This is a genomic window from Thermoplasmatales archaeon, from assembly GCA_026127925.1.
In the GTDB taxonomy this organism is placed as follows: domain Archaea; phylum Thermoplasmatota; class Thermoplasmata; order Thermoplasmatales; family Thermoplasmataceae; genus JAKAYB01.
In genome coordinates, this window is sequence record JAJSLM010000001.1 from 1 (window position 1) to 17,545 (window position 17,545).

At 42.1% G+C, this 17,545-nt stretch carries 19 protein-coding genes; 9 read left to right on the top strand and 10 right to left on the bottom strand.

The features are described 5' to 3' along the window. Nucleotides 1-160 precede the first annotated feature (160 nt). Entirely contained in the window at nucleotides 161-925 is a 765-nt protein-coding gene (locus LVQ96_00005) for a zinc-binding dehydrogenase (protein MCW6169546.1), read from the top strand. 83 nt (nucleotides 926-1,008) lie between these two features. On the opposite strand, the gene LVQ96_00010 is transcribed toward LVQ96_00005, so the two are convergent. After that, a complete protein-coding gene (locus LVQ96_00010; protein ID MCW6169547.1) occupies nucleotides 1,009-1,731 on the bottom strand; it encodes a class II glutamine amidotransferase in 723 nt (240 codons plus the stop codon). Nucleotides 1,732-1,788: 57 nt separating this feature from the next. Beyond that, nucleotides 1,789-2,610, bottom strand: coding sequence for a prenyltransferase (locus LVQ96_00015; GenBank protein ID MCW6169548.1), 822 nt, complete (start codon nucleotides 2,608-2,610; stop codon nucleotides 1,789-1,791). Nucleotides 2,611-2,767: 157 nt separating this feature from the next. Here LVQ96_00015 and LVQ96_00020 point away from each other — a divergent pair, with 157 nt between their 5' ends. The 3 genes from LVQ96_00020 (at nucleotide 2,768) to LVQ96_00030 (ending at nucleotide 5,715) form a co-directional block, all read left to right on the top strand. Beyond that, nucleotides 2,768-4,057 carry a UbiA family prenyltransferase gene (locus LVQ96_00020; protein MCW6169549.1) on the top strand — a complete coding sequence of 430 codons (1,290 nt, stop codon included), beginning with the start codon at nucleotides 2,768-2,770 and terminating at the stop codon, nucleotides 4,055-4,057. Between the two features lie 78 nt (nucleotides 4,058-4,135). Beyond that, nucleotides 4,136-4,810, top strand: a complete 675-nt coding sequence (locus tag LVQ96_00025; protein ID MCW6169550.1) for a helix-turn-helix domain-containing protein — start codon at nucleotides 4,136-4,138, stop codon at nucleotides 4,808-4,810. A 95-nt stretch (nucleotides 4,811-4,905) separates the two neighbouring features. Further along, complete coding sequence (locus tag LVQ96_00030) at nucleotides 4,906-5,715, top strand: S26 family signal peptidase (GenBank protein MCW6169551.1); 810 nt, start codon at nucleotides 4,906-4,908, stop codon at nucleotides 5,713-5,715. A gap of 66 nt (nucleotides 5,716-5,781) precedes the next feature. On the opposite strand, the gene ftsY is transcribed toward LVQ96_00030, so the two are convergent. From ftsY to pgk, 3 genes are read right to left on the bottom strand one after another with little or no spacing between them, the layout of a single operon-like run. Then, nucleotides 5,782-6,846, bottom strand: a complete 1,065-nt coding sequence (gene ftsY / locus LVQ96_00035; protein MCW6169552.1) for a signal recognition particle-docking protein FtsY — start codon at nucleotides 6,844-6,846, stop codon at nucleotides 5,782-5,784. A gap of 1 nt (nucleotide 6,847) precedes the next feature. Continuing rightward, nucleotides 6,848-7,261 (bottom strand): prefoldin subunit alpha, encoded by a 414-nt coding sequence (gene pfdA, locus LVQ96_00040; protein MCW6169553.1) that lies wholly within the window; start codon nucleotides 7,259-7,261, stop codon nucleotides 6,848-6,850. Further along, complete coding sequence (gene pgk, locus LVQ96_00045; protein MCW6169554.1) at nucleotides 7,251-8,507, bottom strand: phosphoglycerate kinase; 1,257 nt, start codon at nucleotides 8,505-8,507, stop codon at nucleotides 7,251-7,253. Before pgk ends, pfdA begins: the two co-directional genes overlap by 11 nt. A 186-nt stretch (nucleotides 8,508-8,693) precedes the next feature. Here pgk and LVQ96_00050 point away from each other — a divergent pair, with 186 nt between their 5' ends. Then, entirely contained in the window at nucleotides 8,694-9,212 is a 519-nt protein-coding gene (locus LVQ96_00050; protein ID MCW6169555.1) for a class I SAM-dependent methyltransferase, read from the top strand. Between the two features lies 1 nt (nucleotide 9,213). Here the strand turns inward: LVQ96_00050 and LVQ96_00055 are convergent, their stop codons facing one another. Beyond that, nucleotides 9,214-9,411, bottom strand: coding sequence for a hypothetical protein (locus tag LVQ96_00055; GenBank protein ID MCW6169556.1), 198 nt, complete (start codon nucleotides 9,409-9,411; stop codon nucleotides 9,214-9,216). A 102-nt stretch (nucleotides 9,412-9,513) separates the two neighbouring features. Between LVQ96_00055 and LVQ96_00060 the strand changes: the two genes are divergently transcribed. Further along, nucleotides 9,514-10,254: a dTDP-glucose pyrophosphorylase gene (locus LVQ96_00060; protein ID MCW6169557.1), complete on the top strand. Its 741-nt coding sequence runs from the start codon at nucleotides 9,514-9,516 to the stop codon at nucleotides 10,252-10,254. On the opposite strand, the gene LVQ96_00065 is transcribed toward LVQ96_00060, so the two are convergent. Further along, nucleotides 10,244-11,416 (bottom strand): NAD-dependent epimerase/dehydratase family protein, encoded by a 1,173-nt coding sequence (locus tag LVQ96_00065; protein ID MCW6169558.1) that lies wholly within the window; start codon nucleotides 11,414-11,416, stop codon nucleotides 10,244-10,246. The two genes, LVQ96_00060 and LVQ96_00065, sit on opposite strands and share 11 nt — an antisense overlap. Before the next feature lie 300 nt (nucleotides 11,417-11,716). On the opposite strand from LVQ96_00065, the gene LVQ96_00070 reads away from it, so the two are divergent. The 3 genes from LVQ96_00070 (at nucleotide 11,717) to LVQ96_00080 (ending at nucleotide 14,723) form a co-directional block, all read left to right on the top strand. Next, nucleotides 11,717-12,529, top strand: a complete 813-nt coding sequence (locus LVQ96_00070; protein ID MCW6169559.1) for an ABC transporter ATP-binding protein — start codon at nucleotides 11,717-11,719, stop codon at nucleotides 12,527-12,529. Further along, the gene (locus LVQ96_00075) at nucleotides 12,526-14,145 is read left to right on the top strand and encodes an ABC transporter permease subunit (protein ID MCW6169560.1); all 1,620 of its coding nucleotides are present in this window, start codon (nucleotides 12,526-12,528) and stop codon (nucleotides 14,143-14,145) included. Before LVQ96_00070 ends, LVQ96_00075 begins: the two co-directional genes overlap by 4 nt. 98 nt (nucleotides 14,146-14,243) lie before the next feature. After that, nucleotides 14,244-14,723 (top strand): AAA-associated domain-containing protein, encoded by a 480-nt coding sequence (locus LVQ96_00080; GenBank protein MCW6169561.1) that lies wholly within the window; start codon nucleotides 14,244-14,246, stop codon nucleotides 14,721-14,723. 27 nt (nucleotides 14,724-14,750) lie between these two features. Here the strand turns inward: LVQ96_00080 and LVQ96_00085 are convergent, their stop codons facing one another. The 3 genes from LVQ96_00085 to LVQ96_00095 are packed head-to-tail and all read right to left on the bottom strand — an operon-like array spanning nucleotide 14,751 to nucleotide 17,508. Further along, a complete protein-coding gene (locus LVQ96_00085) occupies nucleotides 14,751-15,977 on the bottom strand; it encodes an MBL fold metallo-hydrolase (GenBank protein ID MCW6169562.1) in 1,227 nt (408 codons plus the stop codon). 6 nt (nucleotides 15,978-15,983) lie between these two features. Beyond that, nucleotides 15,984-16,757, bottom strand: a complete 774-nt coding sequence (locus LVQ96_00090; protein ID MCW6169563.1) for an S-methyl-5'-thioadenosine phosphorylase — start codon at nucleotides 16,755-16,757, stop codon at nucleotides 15,984-15,986. 49 nt (nucleotides 16,758-16,806) lie between these two features. Then, nucleotides 16,807-17,508, bottom strand: coding sequence for an asparagine synthase-related protein (locus LVQ96_00095; protein MCW6169564.1), 702 nt, complete (start codon nucleotides 17,506-17,508; stop codon nucleotides 16,807-16,809). Nucleotides 17,509-17,545: the final 37 nt, after the last annotated feature.

Consider the following 17,545-nt stretch of genomic DNA (forward strand, 5'->3'; position numbering starts at 1 on the left):
TCCCGAATTCACGCCCGTGGAGATTGGAGCTCTGCCAGCAATGGTAACTCCGATCGCTGAAACGGGAAGCCCCCTGCGTTAGCTGGGGGAGGATGTCACGGTAGGTGACAGGATAGTTGTTGGTGCCATAACGCCTGACTGGGGTTCTATTGCTGCTCAAATGGGCCATCCTTCACAATCAAACGGTGCACTAGGGGGTTGGAAATACGCAAATATAAAGGATGGGAGCCTTGCTGAATATTTCCATGTTAACGAAGCTGATGCAAACATGGCAAAGATCCCGGACAGTGTGAAGGATGAGGAGGCAGTGTACGCTGCAGACATGATGTCAACAGGCTTCATGGCAGCAGAAAATGCCAAGATACCTCTTGGAGGAACAACGGTGGTTTTTGGCGGAGGGCCGGTAGGGCTAATGGCTGTAGCAGGATCAAAGATGTTAGGGGCTGCGAAAATTATACTTGTTGAGACTGTTCCAAAGAGAATTGAACTTGGAAAACAGTTTGGTGCAGACGAGATCGTAGATTTCAGGAAGGTGGACACTGTAAGCAAGATCATGGAGTTTACTGATGGAAGGGGTGTCGAATCAAGTGTAGAAGCACTAGGAGCTGAAGTAACATTCCAGAACGCGGTCAAAGTTACAATGCCAGGAGGAACAATTTCGAATGTAGGTTATCACTCCGAAGGAGAATTTGTTAGTATTCCGAGAGAGGCTTGGGGATTTGGAATGGCGGAAAAATCCATCAATACAGGTCTTTGTACCGGTGGCAGGTTAAGAATGGAACGTCTTCTGCGCATTCTCGAGACCAAGCGCCTGGATCCAACAAAGATGACCACCCATACCTTCAAATTCGATCAGGTTGCCAGAGCCTTCGAGATAATGGATAAAAAAGAAGATGGAGTAATAAAGCCGATAGTAAAATTCTGAATTTGGGCGATATTAAGGATCAAACGTAAGACTTTTTCCTACGTGATTCTTAGATGGCCTAGAGTATAGTTTAGTGAAAAGGATCATCTTAGCTCGAAAAGGGTCCTCATAGGGACTCTCTTTATCTTTAATTTCTTTGGAAAGAATTTGGAGAGGGTTATGCTTGATGAAAATACCCCTTTCCACTTCTTAGTTTCCGCATAATAGAGAGTTGTATATTCGCTTGGGATCCGGCTGTCAGAATAATAATACAAGTTCGTTCTTTCTGTATCCTTGTCCACTGAAAGCAGCATTATGTTGTTAGTTGTCCTGAGTAGATCCTTCTCCACCGTTGCGTCTATGGCACTTCTTATTTTTTCTTCAATTGAACCGTTTCTAGATGCGATGTAGCTTAGGAAGAATTCACTGTCTGTCTGGCTGCGAATCCTGTCTTCTCCAAGAAGTGCTGCTACTTTTTCCTTATCGTATGACCCGTTGTGGCAAAGATAAAGATCGTATTCAGGTGTACTCTTATGGTGCGGATGAGAATTGAGAAGACCTAGCGGTTCACCAGTTGCAGCCTTCCTTGCATGTACCATCAAGAATCCATGTTCCCGGAATTCAGGTAATTTTGTCTTGAATATGGGAGATTTATACCTTTTATAATCTATGAATTTTGAATTCAGCTCAACGTACCCCCACCCGTCGTTGTGTGATATCGGTTGGCCCTCCTCGTCATTCCTGAGTGGATCCCTCCTTGAAACTTCTCTGAGTGAATTCAGGAGATCATCGACATCGTTCCTATAGTCACCATATAACGAAAACATTCTGCACATAAGCAATATCAGAAGTATAGTCAATTCAATAATAATAAACTTTGATTCTCACAGAACAAAGCTTATAGCTAGCAGGAGAGACGTTATTATCTGAATTGCAACAATCACGTTTGTCTGTCTGGAAATCTGCAAAACGTTCTTCTTGAGCGTAAGGAGATGCGCTATGGAAATTGCCAGAGGGGGCAAAAGAAATAGGAACGTGTGGACATAGACCGCGTTAATTATGAAGCCCGCAATAAGAATGATCGCGTACGCTGGTTTGAAATACCTTACTCTGTTCCCATAAGAAAGGTCTTCAGGCAAGTGATGCAGGTATCTTATGGCTGATGCAAGCAATCCAAGTAAAATGGAAATAAGAATTAGCTGTAAATTAAGGGTTCCAGACAATGCAACTATCGACCCTAAAAGTGAAAGAGGACCAAATGAAAAAAAAGTCGAAATCTCGCCAATTCCTCTTGAATTCAACTTGAATGGTGGAAGCGCATACATTAGTGATATTATAACAGCAAAAACGCCGAATAACAGGAGTATATATTTGCCAGTTATAATCACAATTGAAATACCCGCAGCAAGGGATACTATAAGTGAGAGAAGAAAAAATGCTTTGACGCTCTTCTCTTTGACTCCCATGGATTCGATCAGATAGGAACCGATCGGGAAAAGTGTGTCCTCATTTCTGAGGCGCCTGCCACTCTCATGATCCGTGAAATCCATTGCAAGGTTAAGTGCAGCCTGCATTGAAACTACAACAATAACAAGCATTACAAAAATGAATGGATTGGAAAAGTGCATGTAAAACCATGCGATCATAACAGGTGCAAACGAAGTAAAATACAATGGCAGTTTTAGGCCTTTGGCTATGTTATTCACTTTGTACCTGATTCGTATTAACTATTTTACTAATTTCAGGTCAAAATAGGTCGATGCTTAATTTCAGAAGAAAAGAATAAGGTAATATGTTTCCTTATACGTTTATATTTAGAAACAAAATGTAGCATATGTGCATGAATACGTAAAAAATTTTTTAATGAAATCGAAAACAATGACGATTTCTACAAACGGGGAGAAACTATGGACAACAAAGATATTCTATGCACTGGATCATGGATTCATTTTCCTCATAGAAAAAACTGGTCTCACTCTAAGGAACATAGAAAAGGATCCGAATATAAGTTATTCCATTGATAACAACAGGCTGGATCTATTTGTGCAAGGTACGGGAAGAGTGGAAATACTGGGCGAACCAAAAGATTTCGTGAATGAGAGAGGAAAATTGCTTTACAAGGTACCTGAGGATTCAGTATTTGTAAAACATGGTAATGTATTCATTGCCAGGCTTGTGCCGGACAAGATAATGGTAACCGACATGAGGTCAGAAATGAAAAAATTCTCCGAGGAAATCGACCTCGGTCAGCTGGTAGAGAAGAGACATCCACTTCTAAAGTCGGTCAGGGCCTGGTCGTTCCAACAAAGTCTGATAGCAATCGTTGTTGGATCCATGCTTGCTTTAAGGATTGATCTACTATTTCTCATACTGTCAATTGTGGGCGTTTTGACTGCACACGCCTCGTTCAACATTCTTAATGGGTACTTTGATGCAAAAACCGGAAACGATACGTTCTCGTACCTGGGCGGTTCCAGGGTGTTTGTTGACAAGATGGTTCATGAAAAGAGTGCCTTATACCTTTCGGCTGCGCTCTTTACCTTGGCTTTTGCAATAGGCGTATATCTTGTTCTGTCTGCGGAAAGAGTAATACCATTTCTTGTAATCGGGATTATAGCAGGTTTGCTTTACAGCTTGCCAAGGATCGGTTTCAAGAAATTCGCATTTGGAGATGCTGCAGTTTTTCTTGCATGGGCTCCGGGGATATTCCTTGGAGGCTTCGTACTGCAGGGAGGCATAATCAACGTTCCCATTATACTCGTATCGTTCTCCATCGGGCTTCTGACGGTGTGTATACTTCACGGAAACAACTGGCGTGATATAGTGGACGACACGAAGGCAGGGGTCAGGACGGTTGCAAGTCTTATAGGCCCCACAAACTCCGAATATTATTACTTCGCTCTCCTTTGGATTCCATACTTACTGATACTCATTGTCTATTTTCTGATACCATCATACTATCCTCTGCTCGCTGTTATGCTTACGATTCCTTTTGCAGTAAAACTTTCGCAGATTGCAGTCAACCGAAAGAACATAAAATGGGGTATGCTAGACCGGATGACTGCCAGGGTTACGCTTTACTTTGGCTTAGCCTCAATAGTGCCATTTATCGCAGTATTTGCCCTTGAAGGCATGATGCATATAGTTACATAACGTAATAACCAACCCCCATTCGTCAATCGCTGTATAGCTAATCGTCAAAATTATAATACATGCATCAATTATCATTGTATGGAAATTTCAGAAAAAATTGCCGGGGAGATAACGATGGCCGAAGACTCCGGTAAGACTATAAGAAAGTGGCGAGAGGAATTCAAGGTATCACAGCTTGAACTTTCGCAGTTTCTGCACATATCTCCTTCAGTGATAAGCGATTATGAATCTGGCAGGCGAAAGTCACCTGGTATATCATCCATAAGGAAGATTGTCGACGCCCTGATAAATATCGATTTGAAAAATGGTGGCACAGTCATAAGAAAATACAGCAGTGGGTTGCCTTCTGACAGTATCATCGACATTACCGATTACAGCCATGACGTTTCACTGGAAAGAGTTATCAGGCTTATAGGGGGAACAAACTATTCCTCGGTTGGTCTTAATAGATACATAAGGGGCTATACTATAGTTGATGGTGTCAGAACAATCCTGTCTTTTTCCTATTCCGATTATAGCAAACTCTATGGATGGTCAAGCCAGAGAGCAATATTCTTTACAGAGGTAAAAATGGGGCGCAGCCCTATGATCGCTATACGAGTCCATCCTCTTAAGCCGGCGGCTGTAGTTTATATCAAGGCTGATAGAGTGGACGAACTTGCTATTAAACTGGCAGATATTGAGCGCATACCATTAATCACGACCGAGCTTGAAGCTTCGGAAATTTCAAAGATAATGTCGTCGCTTAAGTGAATCCTTTCGCAAGAATTCACGTCTGTTAATGTAAGCAAAATCAAAAAGCCCAGAACAGAAATTATATTATTTGTATGATTTGATATCGTGTCTCAATGAAGAAATTTCGCGTTGAGTATATCATCGTTATAGCGATCGTTGCGATAATTGTTGGGATAACGATCTACTCAGGCGAATTCCCTCCGGTTTCCGTGGTCGAATCAGAAAGTATGCAACACTCCAATAACTGGATGCCCGGCGTCATAAACACGGGTGATATTGTCATTGTGAAAAAAGTTCCAGATCCGATGAAGGACGTTGTTACATACGTGCAAGGAAGATCAGATGGTTTCAGTACATACGGGGAATATGGCAACGTAATTCTTTATCATGATCCGTTTATAGGAACAGTTATTCACAGAGCCATGTTTTATCTCTCATGGAACGGCAGTATACCGCACATTCTTGACTACCGTAATCAGTCATGGATGACAGTTACTGACAAGTATGTTCTTATAAAGAATGTTGGATATGCACATAAAAACCTTCTCGTTCTCATAGGATCATTCAAGGGGGAGGACGGATACATAACGGTTGGAGACCATAACCTAGGTTCTATGACGAAAAATAGTTTCTATTACAATTCAAGCCTGAACGCTTACGTTGCAGCCGACCAGAATACAGGAATATCCCCCGCTCCTGTTCCACCTTCTAAGGTCGTCGGAATAGCAGAGGGGCAGATTCCTTGGTTTGGTCTAATAAAATTGAATATTATGAGACTCGAGGGGCAATGGCCGTACTATAATGAGGTCCCAAACGGGTCATATGCTTACTTATTCTCATCTATAGCAGCGATTCTGGTACTTGTATTCTTTCCCTACAGGTGGACTATAAAGGCCGTCAAAGAGAAGATAAAAGGCAAATGAAAACCTTCCCGTATCCCGTTAAACGATTCCGTAGTCGTCTGTTTGCGTTAACATACAGAGAAATAGTCAAGGGAGTATTTTATCAAGGTACCAATCTGGAGTGAAGGGAATAAAATCGTCCATCTCTTGCCCTATACCAACAAAAATTATCGGCTTCTTTATCTCGTTTGACATTGTAAGTACAGCTCCTCCTTTGGCATCTGTATCAAGTTTTGTGAGTATAATCGCGTCGAATGATATCTCCTTCAGGAAAGTGTCGGCCTGAGAAACAGCATCCTGGCCGATCATTGCGTCAAGCACAAGAATAGTTATATCTGGTTTTGCAACACGCTTTATCTTCTTCATTTCATCGAGCAAATTCTTGTTTGTTTGCATCCGCCCTGCCGAATCTATGAGGACGTAGTCGATATTCTTCGCAGCAGCATGCTGCACGGCATCGAAAGCAACCGAGGCGGGATCACTGCCTGCACTGTTCTTTATTAGGGGAACATCTATCATATTGCATAGGTAAGTCAACTGCTCTATGGCACCAGCCCTGAATGTATCAGATGCAGATACGACTATTTTCTTTCCATGGTTCTTAAGATAATATGCTAACTTTGCAATGGAGGTCGTCTTCCCGGTTCCGTTTATGCCGAGAAATAGTACTATGTATGGTTTCTTTCCCGGACTTAGAATGTCAAATTTCGGAATCTCAGAGGACATTACATCTTTCAGTGTTTCGCGAAGCGCTGTCTTTACATTGCCCATGGAAACCTTCTTTTTGGATTTCCTGATAAAAGTATCCATATCTTCGATGATCTTTTCTGTTGTATCGAAAGAAACATCAGAATCTAAAAGTATCGTCCTGATCTTATCCTCTACGTCATCTCTGCGGATAACATTCTCTTCTTGCTCCGAGTAAGATGCTGGCGCTCTGTTCTGAATATCTTGACTCTTTTCCTCAATAATTTCTTCGTCCTCGTCCTTAGGAACTTTTGCTAGTTTTTTAGCTCTCTTGGATGTCTTAGGGCTTTCAATATTCTCTGTGCTGGCAAGTTCCTCCTTACTGTCAGGATTTTTTTCTGTCGCTGATTCCTCTTCGCTCTCTTTTAAGGTTCTGCTGAACAGTTTTTTAAGTCTATCGAACATTCTACCTTGCCTTTTTACCTGATTGCTGCTGCACAAGGGCAACAATAGCATTGTAACGATATTCTGCGTCCTTCCTCTGCTGCTGCAACGAAGCGAGGGAATTGCTGAGCTCTTTTATGTTATTTTCCAGGCGTTCTACCGTCTTTTTAGGCTCTTCTTCTATAAAGAGGTCGGACCCAATTGGAACCATGAGTTTCTTGTCAAGGTCAAGTTTTGCTTCAACGTAAATGCCAGAACCGAGTGAAATACGCGTTTCCTTAGATTCTCCGGCTTCTGAATCTTTTAAAGTGGAAAATGTCCTCCCCAGTTCCTCGATGGCTTTGGCAAGTGAATTTATCTGGTTGTCAAGGCTGTCGATTATGGATTTTAGGTATTCTAGTTCCTCTGAAACATTAACGCGTTGATCATTTTCCATGTGATTTTCCTCCAAACAATCTCTTGCTTTCGGCTAGGGATTCAAGTACAGGCATTGGTTCACCCGATAAATAGCTTATCAGGGCTCCGCCCCCTGTTGAAACGTGGGAAAATTTCCTTTTCAGACCAAGTTTTTCTAACGCGCTGATTGTATGGCCTCCTCCAGCGATCGTAAGTGCATTTGAGCTTGCCACAGTTTCCAGGATCTCCCGGGTGCCAAAGGAATAGTTTTCAATTTCGTACATACCCATTGGTCCATTTACGAATACTGCCTTGGATTTTGAGATTAGGTCTTTGAACAGCGATGCAGTTTCAAGCCCTATATCTGCGAGAAGATCACTGTCGGGAATCTTTGCATCTGCTTCAATTAGGTTATTGCTTGGGTTAAGAACAAAATCTACTGGCATTATTATCTTGTCTTTGTAACCTGCAAGGAGCTTTTTGCACTTCTCTAAAAGTTCCTTATGGTTCTTGTTATTCTTAACGATAAGTTCCTCATTCCTTTTACCTATATTTTTACCAGAGGCCCAGAGAAATGCATTCGCGACGACACCGCCGACGAGTATGCTATCCACTATCGACTTGCTAAGGAAATGCTCACTGACCGAGATACTGTCACTAATTTTTGAACCAGCAAGTATTGCAACCTTGGGATGTTCGTTTCCCTCCCTTAAACGGTCCAGCATCGTAACTTCCCTTTCAACAAGTCTTCCTGCAAGGTTAGGTTTTATCCTTCTGAAACCTACCAGGGTAGTCTGTGCACGGTGTATTGCGGGAAATGCATCTATAACAAAGTAATCGAACAAGGGCCCGAGTTCCCGAACAATGTGAGTAGACTCCATGGCCTGTATATCACTTGGATCGATGACTATCTCCTCACTGAAAAATCTTGAGTTCTCAAGCATGATTATTTCTCCATTTTCCATGTTCCTTATCGATCTCCGAACCTCAGAGTTGAACAATGAATCCACGTACTTCACTGGTCGGTTCAGTAGTCGTTCCAACTGTCCAGCGTGGAGCCTGAATGACGTAAAGTCCTCATTACCGGGCCTGCTTTGGTGGCCGACGATGACCACTTTGGAGTTGGCTAGTTCACGCAGGGTGTCAAGATGCGAAACAAATCTGGACACGTCCATTATTTCACCGGTCATCGGGTTTATGGGCGAGTTAACGTCAACCCTGAGATACACGCTTTTATTGGACAGATCGTAATCGTCCATCGTCAAAAATCTACCGGAAGAAGGCATTAGTAACTTAATGATTAAAGTATATTAAAATTGCTTGTTAGAGCGAAATAATGTGTGTTATTTTGGCTCTTACTGCAAAAATAGGAAATATTCCCACAGGGTTTGCGTTTTCCAACAGGTTATCAAAAGATATATTGCAGGTTGAAATGGAGGACGATGCACCACGATTATGAAAGGATGCACGATATGAGAAAAAGTTTTATGGATTTTGATCGGATTATTAAGTCTCTTGATCCAAAAAAAGATGATGTCATTGTCGACATCGGGAGCGGGGATGGTGTATTTTCTCTTAAGTTGAGTGAACTGGTCAAGATCGTATATCCGGTTGATGTGAGCACCGCAGCGCATAAGGTCATAGAGGCAAAAATAGCAGAAAGTAAAGTGCAAAACGTGAAACCGTATCTCACCGATGTGTGTAATGGCCTCCCCGTATCTGGATTCAACGCAGTAATTTTTGTCACAAGTTTCCACGATCTCGAATGCAGAGCGACAATTCTTAAGGAAATTAAGAGGAAGCATTCAGGAAAGTTGAAGATTTCAATCACGGAATTTAAGAAGGAAGAATCCGCAATGGGACCACCCATGAGCATTCGAATGTCGCAGGATGAGTTAGACAGTATATTTGTCCCGGAAGGATTCATTTCTGTATACCATGATGAATTTGGACCACTTTATATAAATAGGTATGAACTAGTGAAAAAATAACCTACCTTTCTTCTCCGAACTTCATCCTTATCGTTTTAAGATCTGGGAACATGGTCTCTCTGATAACATCATCCAGACCTTTTCCTTCTTCTTGAGCCTTTTCACATATCTTTACCGTCTTCTCGTGATCTAGTTCAATCACTTCCCCGTTCTTTCTGTAGACAACCAGATAGCCGAGATTCTCGCACGAAATTCCCATTGCATGACAATCCTATTTCGTAATTGAAATTTCGCATCGTTTGGTTACATTCATCTGCTGATAGGCAAAAACAAAATATCCAGTGATATGCATTACGGGAGCATGAAAGCTGTTATCACCGCTGCAGGTTCTGGAATACGATCCGGGCTTGACGGCAAGCTCAGGAAAGAGATGCTTCCTATATACGATATTAGGGAAAGGAGGATTGTGCTTCGTCCCATTATTGATTGCATAATAACACGTCTTACTCACCTTGGGATCAACGAAATTGCAGTCATCACCGATCCACAGGATGATTCAACAAATAATTATCTAAAAAAGAATTTTTCATCGGTTTCAATATTGAGTCAGGAGAGGAAACTTGGATTCGGAAATGCAGTTTTGATGGCCAGTGAATTTATAGGAAATGATGAATTTATTTTAAATGCAGGAGATGGAATACTTCTTGACGATCAAATGATGCAAAATTCACTGTCAAGTGAACACTCCGGAATAACGCTCTATCTCATGAAGGTGGATCATCCAGAGAGATACGGCGTTGCCGAGATTTATAAGAAAGGAGGGAAGAATTACGTGTCGTCTGTGGTTGAAAAACCTAAAGCCCCAAAATCAAATCTTGCCTTGTGCGCAGTGTACAAACTGAATGGTAAAATCTTTGATTATCTGAAACGCGATCATTCTGAAAATGTGGAACTAACCCCTTCAATTAATATCCTTGCCCAGAAGGCTAAAATTGAGGGCTTGGTTGTTCCAAAAAGTTACTGGCAAAGCGTTGGAAGGGCCGAAGATTATATCAAGGTACTTAGGGCCACGCTTGCATATTCGAGAAAACTCACAGATTGAACGGGCTTTCTGTCCATTTTGTCTTTGGCATGATCACGTCCTTAACCTTGTTTATCCTGTTTTTATAGCGTGAAAGATCATTCAATATAACGAGAAGCTCCTCCTTAAGTTCCTTTGATCTGCGGTAACCCAGATTCTTTAATTTCTCATGGATTGGATTATAATAATGTTCCTCGGCTTCGAGTCTTGGGTTTGGCACGTGAAGTATTTCAACATTTTTTGAGAAACTCTTTTCATATTGTTCCTTTGTCAATGCAGCTAATTCATTTACCGAATAATGTTCATCAAATTGGTTAAATACCCTGTATTCGCCATCCTTCGGAGGATGAGATAGAGCAATATCCAGACAAGTGATGCTATCCTCCAATGAGAGGAACCCTCTGGTCTGCCCACCTTTTCCGTATGGTGTTATTGGAAGTCCTATCGTAGCCTGGGTACAAAACCTGTTCAGAGCGGTACCCCAGACCTCATCTATATCAAATCTCGTGAAGAGCCGAGGAGAGGTAATTTCCCTGGTCCTTGTTCCGTACACGACACCCTGCATTACATCGGTTACCTTGATTTTCCAGACTTTGGATGCAAACATCAGATTGTTGGAATCGTGAACTTTAGACCAATGGTACCAAGAACCCGCCTGTTTTGGAAAAGGAAAGGTGTCCTTTCGCCCATTGTATTCTATCTCGAAGAATCCTTCAGGTATGTCTATGTTTGGTGTTCCGTACTCTCCCATGGTTCCGAGTTTAAGAATGTGGCACTTAGGCACGTTTTCCTTTACTGCATAAATAAGGTTAAGCGTGCTAAGCATGTTTTGCTTAAGCGTATCCGATGCCTGTTTGAGCCCTATCATTGAGTAAGGAGCAGATCGTTGCTCCGCCAGATGGACGACAGCATCTGGTTTCTCTTCAATAATAACATCTCGCAAAAAATCGGGATTACTGGCATCTCCTCGGTGAAAACTAATTTTCCCCACCCTGGAATCCTCAACGTAATCCATTCTCTTTTTAAATGTTGGAATTGGAAGTGCTGATTGGGACCCGACTTCCCTAACTCTTTTCCTTGTAATGAAATTGTCCACCCCACTCACTTCATTCCCGTTTGCGAGTTCACGAAGAGCCAGAGGCCATCCTATGTAACCGTCAATGCCCATGATAAGTACTTTCATTTTCTTCAATCATGTATCGTTATTGGATACATTTATCCTTTTACATCAACTTGCCTCCTTACTGCATATATATTTTTTTCATTGCAATCTTATTCACGTTCTCGAATCTTAAGCTCTAGGAACTCGATGCCTCTCTCGTTGATTTAAATACGGTTAAGGTATACCCGTTTGAACGAAGATCTTCATAGGAAACGGTGATAATGAAGTCAATGACGTGCCGGCCGTACCGTAAAATAAAACATTGGATCTGTCACAGAGAATTTCATCAAATATATGAAGGTCAGCAGGAGGTTGATCCTATTGAATGCAAACCGGCCCAATATGGAACAGAACATAAACGGCACAACGTCAAAGCACGTCCTAGAGGCTTCCCGTATCCATTTTTCATATGAGAATAAGTACACGGTTTTCAACGACATAAACCTGGAGATAAACGAGAATGAATTCATTGGGATCGTAGGTCCGTCCGGTATAGGAAAATCTACACTTTTGAGGATCCTTGGCGGGTTTTTGAAGCCGACTAGTGGAGAGATCTATTTGATGGGTAACAAAATAGTGAAACCTGTGCCGGAGCTGGTGCTGATACACCAGTCTATTATAACTTTCCCATGGATGACCGCCCTCGAAAATGTTATGCTGTCTCTAAGAACAAAGAAATTGTCAGAAGATGAGTTGGAAGAAAGAGCTCACGCAGCGCTTGAGGCGGTAAGTCTTCAGGGCTTTGCGGAGTTATATCCCAAGGAGATGAGTGGAGGGATGAGGCAAAGAGTAGCCATCGCAAGAGCTCTAGCTTCCGATCCTTACGTTTTCCTTATGGACGAACCTTTTGCTCATCTTGACGAACTTACCGCAGAGGGACTTCGTCAGGAAATTTACAACATATTGTTTTCCTCGGAAAACCCGCTTAAAGGCGTTGCGCTCGTATCCCACAATCTTACTGAAGTTCTGGAACTCGCGGACAGGATATATATTCTTAACAATGTCCCAGCGACTGTTGTTGGAATGCTCAAAGTGGATATACCTCGGCCAAGAAATCCAAGAAGTGAGATATTTAATGAGTATCTTGATCGTCTCTACGGATACCTGACGCCTGCGGGAGGGAAGAACAAATGAACGCGATCCTCCTGGTTCTGTTCGCTGTTCTTGCGACTGCTGGGAGGGTTCTCGGATTAATACTTTTATCCATTGTTATAGGGTGGTTACTAGCTTATGCAGCCATAAAAGGGAGGATATTCGAGAACATCTACATATCTCTAATCGAGGTATTCGAATCTGTTCCCGTCATATCCTTTTTTCCAATAGTCCTCATAATCTTTGTTGATCATATAGGTGGTGTTTTGGGTGTTGAACTTGCTGCAGATTTTCTCGTATTCACTGCGGTTGTATGGAACATTTGGATTGCAGAGTACCAGGCATTCAAAACACTTCCTAAGGAAATGGAGGAGGTAATACAGAATTACAGGATGGGTTTTTTCTCCAAGATGCGGTATCTATACATCCCGTTTTCAATTCCGCGGATTTCTGCCAACCTCTTTCCCAGCGTGTCCGATGGTTTTTTTTACATTACGGTTAGCGAGGTCTTCGCTATCGGTGTACATACATATTCGACTTTTGGCATCGGTTCAGTCCTTTCCTCTTTTATTTCTTCCTCAAACACCGATGGAATAATTCTTTCTTTAGTCACACTCGGCGCAGTTGTCGTGCTTATCGTGCTTGGAATGAGAGAATATGCGAAGAAGGCAGTTGCAAAATACACTCTGGATACCGATGCCCCAATAGTGAGGCGTGGAAGATTCAGTTTCAGGCAGACTTCAAGACTCCACGCAGTATCCACTATTAACCCGCTATCTCGGATAGCGCGGTATTCAAGAAACAGGGCATCACAACGAATGAGCGATTATAAGGGGACAAGGAGAACTGAAAATGTGTGGCGGTACGCCTGGGCATCAGTTGGAGTCACTCTTCTCCTACTGATAGGGTATGCTGCATTCAATATTGTTTCTTCAGTAAAAATGAGTGAGTGGACTCAATTTCTCTCTACCACTCCACAAATATTAGTCGGTTTGGTCTATGACTATGCCAGAGTTGCAACTATTCTCGTGATTTCCTTCGTGATCTCCATATCACTTGGATATTACCTTGCTGTGAACAAGAGAGCCGAATCAATCGGAGTCCCCGTAATGCAAACCTTCAGCGCTTACCCGGTACCTATATACTTTCCATTCATTTTTGCGGCATCCCTCCCTTTCATTGTTCAGTACCTCGGTCCGTTCTCCGATGAATTTTATGTCCTTGCCGTAGGTTTTGTGAGCACTTTCTATTATATTTTCTACAGTTTCTGGATGGGCGTGAAATCACTCCCCGTTGAGTATTTTGAATTGATGAGAAATCTCAATCTCGGTTACTTTTCTAAGCTTCGGAGGATAGTACTGCCGGCAACATTTCCTTATCTTATTTCCGGGATTTCCTCAACTATAAACAGCGCATGGGGGGGCCTCATGATCGCAGAGTACTGGCCAGACATAATTCACGATAAAACACTTGAAGTCCACACAGGATTGATGAAATTCATATCTGTTCAGACCTCATCAGGAAACATCGGTCTAGCCGGTTGGGCGTCTTTCATTTTTGGAATCGTTGTTGTAATTTATTCCATCCTTTTCACAAGACGAATGATGGATCTAGCACGCAAAAGATACGTTGCGGAAGAGGGTATTTTCGCTGCCTAATACCTGATGTAACTTTATCATTAATCCACGGGTGGCCAGTTTGTGATCCTATGTGCGTATAGGAAATTCTAATATTAAGGAATACATATTAGATTGAAATGACGGAAGTTGTGGACCCAAACGCAAGAATCGCAGATCTTGTTGGGCTTCTTTATGTTCTGACTACAATTTTTGACAACAAGACTGATCTGTACAAGCTTGAAAAGGAGATGGAAGTTGACATAGATGATCTTATGCCAATAGTCTACACGGGCTCTCGCCTAGGTCTTGTACGAGCCGAATCAGGCGACATAAATATAACATCCGGCGGGAAAGAATACTTGAAGGCAGGCATAAAGAGCAGGAAGGAAATTCTAAGGAATTCACTGATAAAACTTGAACCTTTTAAGACCGCGGTGGCATTAGGAGAATTCAACCTCGAAGAGCTTCAGGATGAACTTCAGAAACAAGCAGTTCAGACATTCAACTCTCCTTCTGGACTTCACGATCTGGAAGTGATCCTTATTGAATGGGGTGTCTACTCAGGCATGCTCAGGAAAACTGATGAAGGTTTTGAAGCGGTAAAAACCGCGCAATGATAAACGGTTTTGTACAATTTTTGTTTATCAGTTTATTTCAAATTCATGTCCGTTCAAGGGGAGAAGAAGATTGTATTGGGACAGATCTTCCTGCAATTCTTCCCTGTGATCACCGTGGCACAATATAACGGTGTCTGGATCGACATCTTTCACAAAATTAACTAGATCATCGTGCCCTGCATGCGCTGAAAGGTCATATTTTTCAACCATCATTGAAGGTTTGACAGGAACCCCAGCTATATTTAATGTGCCAGTATCGAGAAGAAGTCTTCCGTTGGTCCCCTCAACCTGATAGCCTGTAATGAATATGGCACTTTTCTCATCATTCATTAGCTCCTGTATGTATCCTAAGACAGGGCCGCCATCAAGCATCCCGGACGTCGAAACAATAACGTCGTTTTCCAAAGCGCCTTTTCTCATATTCCTGCTTCTTATTTGTCTTGCGCGACCCTGTGAACGCTTAAATTCATTCATAGACCTCAGATAATTCGGGCCTGTCATGTAAATGTTGCTGAGCGTGTTTCCCATACCATCCACAGCCACATTAAGATCCATATCTGACAGTATCATGAGCAGTTCCTGTGTTCTTCCAATTGCAAACGCAGGAAGAAGAACCTTACCGCCGTTGTCAACGACCTCTTTAATGCGGTTTTTTAGACGCTGAATAACAACTTTTCGGTCTTCGTGGTTTTTTCCAGCGTATGTGCTTTCCATTATGAGTACATCGGATTTTACCGGTTTAGCGCCAGTCAGCAAGTTGGAATCACGGGTGTATAGATCGCCGGTTACAAGAAGTCTGTTATGGTTCTCTATCTGCCACATCGTCGATCCAGGTATATGTCCAGCGGAATATGCAGTCCCGACAAGGTTGCCAGCTTCAACACTATCTCCATAAGTAACCGTCCTGATCGAATCGTACATGCTGCTTATATCATCTGCGTTGAACCTTTCCGGATAGCCTTCGAGTCTCATAATCTTGAGGGAATCATTCAATATGGGCATCATGCTGTTAATTGTCATATCCGTTGCAAAAAGGTTTTGTGTTTTGCTCTGAAAACAGACAGGTAACCCTCCAACGTGGTCAAAATGCGCATGTGTCACGAATATATGGTCCACCGGTTCAAACGGCATCGGGTATTGCGGTGGTTTATCTGGTATGACTCCATAATCCACCATGTACGAATCCGGTCCGTCATTAACTTTTATTGCTAATCTTCCTACTTCTTCTGCTCCGCCTAAAAATTTAATTTTCATTTATCATCATGCCTTTGCATCATCCAGTCTATTTTTACAGCTGCATGTTCGTTTGCTGTTTATCATTGGAATAACATCATAGAGTATTTTCAAAACATTCTCTTCATTTTCTTTCATTATCTTTGTTACTTCTTTCGCGTCAACGGGTTTGTCGGCCCATACGTCAAAGTCTGTAACGGTTGCAAGAACCGAGTAACACATGGAAAGTTCATCTGCCAGATTCACTTCAGGCACTAGAGTCATTCCTATTATATCGGCAAATTGTCTGAACATCTTTGATTCCGATCTGGTAGAGAATCTAGGGCCTTCAATCGTGATGTAGGTACCACCGAGATGGGTGTTCTTAGAATATTTTCTCGAAACTTCATACATCTTCTCGTTTATGTCCGGACAAAATGGGTCCGCGGCCGAGATATGATAGACATCAGGACCGTCGTAATAAGTCAGTTCTCTTATCTTCGTAAAATCAATAAATTGATCTGGAATAACAACGGTTCCCGGTGATAGTTCCTCTTTCAGGGAACCTACAGCGTTCACTGCAATGATCCTCTCTACTCCGAGTTCGTGCATCGCCCACACATTAGCTTTGTAATTGACCTTGTGAGGTGGTATAGTATGATTTTTTCCATGCCTAGGCAAAAATGCAACCTCAGCACCATTTATTTTTCCAATGTCAATAGAATCTGATGGTTTACCAAAAGGTGTATCTATGTTCCTGGATTGCTTCTCATTCATTATGTTGTAGAGGCCAGTTCCTCCGATTATTCCTATATACGTCATGTATTCACTGTTTTGTAACTGAATTTGGATACCTATTGTTTTATTATATTTATATTGTTTGTATTCTTTTTTCTGTCTTCGATACGTCCCGCAAAATTTTTGATATCCCAGAGCCATACTGTGCGGCTTTTTTCGGCACATTCATCACTTCATCAGGCATACCCAATTTTCCTGCAACAAGCCGCAAGATAATCTTGTTCTGTTCAGCCCCGATATGGTCTTCTTTTACGGTACCGCCGAGGCACTCATAAATGCCTGCGGAAAGATAAGGGGTCTTTAAACTCTTATGAAAATAGTTAGCGATCAATTTCTCTCTCGGCAATGTAGCACTGTATAGCTTGTTCAGTTCTACTGAGTTGTCCTTCTGTTCGGCACTACGGAATTTATTGTATCCGTAAAACAGCTCATCTGCACCTTGCCCGGTGAAAATCGTGTTCTCGTCTATATGATCAAGCAGAATTGCGAGAACGAGTTCATACGACAAATCCAGTTTGCTTATTTTAGGATCGATAGTTTTCAAAATCTCTATATAATGCTTTAGATCTATGTTTTCTAAGTATATCGACTTGAATGTGCAGTTGAGCAATACAGAGGTTCTTGCTGCGTTCCTGATGTCTACACTACTTTTCAATCCGAGAGTGTAAGCATTCAGTTTTCCTTCGGAAAGCTTTAGGAGTATGGAACTGTCAAGTCCTCCAGAGAAAGCAATACCAGAATCCGACAGATCTTGCGATTCAAAATATTCTCTCATTTTTCTTAAGATGCATTCGGCACAATCTACCTGTTTT

Excerpts from the sequence above, each read along its gene's own strand:
- LVQ96_00005 (MCW6169546.1), top strand. The coding sequence starts at position 161 with ATGGGCCATCCTTCACAATCAAACGGTGCACTAGGGGGTTGGAAATAC.
- LVQ96_00010 (MCW6169547.1), bottom strand. The coding sequence starts at position 1,731 with ATGTTTTCGTTATATGGTGACTATAGGAACGATGTCGATGATCTCCTG.
- LVQ96_00020 (MCW6169549.1), top strand. The coding sequence starts at position 2,768 with ATGAAATCGAAAACAATGACGATTTCTACAAACGGGGAGAAACTATGG.
- LVQ96_00025 (MCW6169550.1), top strand. The coding sequence starts at position 4,136 with ATGGAAATTTCAGAAAAAATTGCCGGGGAGATAACGATGGCCGAAGAC.
- LVQ96_00030 (MCW6169551.1), top strand. The coding sequence starts at position 4,906 with ATGAAGAAATTTCGCGTTGAGTATATCATCGTTATAGCGATCGTTGCG.
- ftsY (MCW6169552.1), bottom strand. The coding sequence starts at position 6,846 with ATGTTCGATAGACTTAAAAAACTGTTCAGCAGAACCTTAAAAGAGAGC.
- pfdA (MCW6169553.1), bottom strand. The coding sequence starts at position 7,261 with ATGGAAAATGATCAACGCGTTAATGTTTCAGAGGAACTAGAATACCTA.
- pgk (MCW6169554.1), bottom strand. The coding sequence starts at position 8,507 with ATGCCTTCTTCCGGTAGATTTTTGACGATGGACGATTACGATCTGTCC.
- LVQ96_00050 (MCW6169555.1), top strand. The coding sequence starts at position 8,694 with ATGAGAAAAAGTTTTATGGATTTTGATCGGATTATTAAGTCTCTTGAT.
- LVQ96_00055 (MCW6169556.1), bottom strand. The coding sequence starts at position 9,411 with ATGGGAATTTCGTGCGAGAATCTCGGCTATCTGGTTGTCTACAGAAAG.
- LVQ96_00060 (MCW6169557.1), top strand. The coding sequence starts at position 9,514 with ATGAAAGCTGTTATCACCGCTGCAGGTTCTGGAATACGATCCGGGCTT.
- LVQ96_00065 (MCW6169558.1), bottom strand. The coding sequence starts at position 11,416 with ATGAAAGTACTTATCATGGGCATTGACGGTTACATAGGATGGCCTCTG.
- LVQ96_00075 (MCW6169560.1), top strand. The coding sequence starts at position 12,526 with ATGAACGCGATCCTCCTGGTTCTGTTCGCTGTTCTTGCGACTGCTGGG.
- LVQ96_00080 (MCW6169561.1), top strand. The coding sequence starts at position 14,244 with ATGACGGAAGTTGTGGACCCAAACGCAAGAATCGCAGATCTTGTTGGG.
- LVQ96_00085 (MCW6169562.1), bottom strand. The coding sequence starts at position 15,977 with ATGAAAATTAAATTTTTAGGCGGAGCAGAAGAAGTAGGAAGATTAGCA.
- LVQ96_00090 (MCW6169563.1), bottom strand. The coding sequence starts at position 16,757 with ATGACGTATATAGGAATAATCGGAGGAACTGGCCTCTACAACATAATG.
- LVQ96_00095 (MCW6169564.1), bottom strand. The coding sequence starts at position 17,508 with ATGAGAGAATATTTTGAATCGCAAGATCTGTCGGATTCTGGTATTGCT.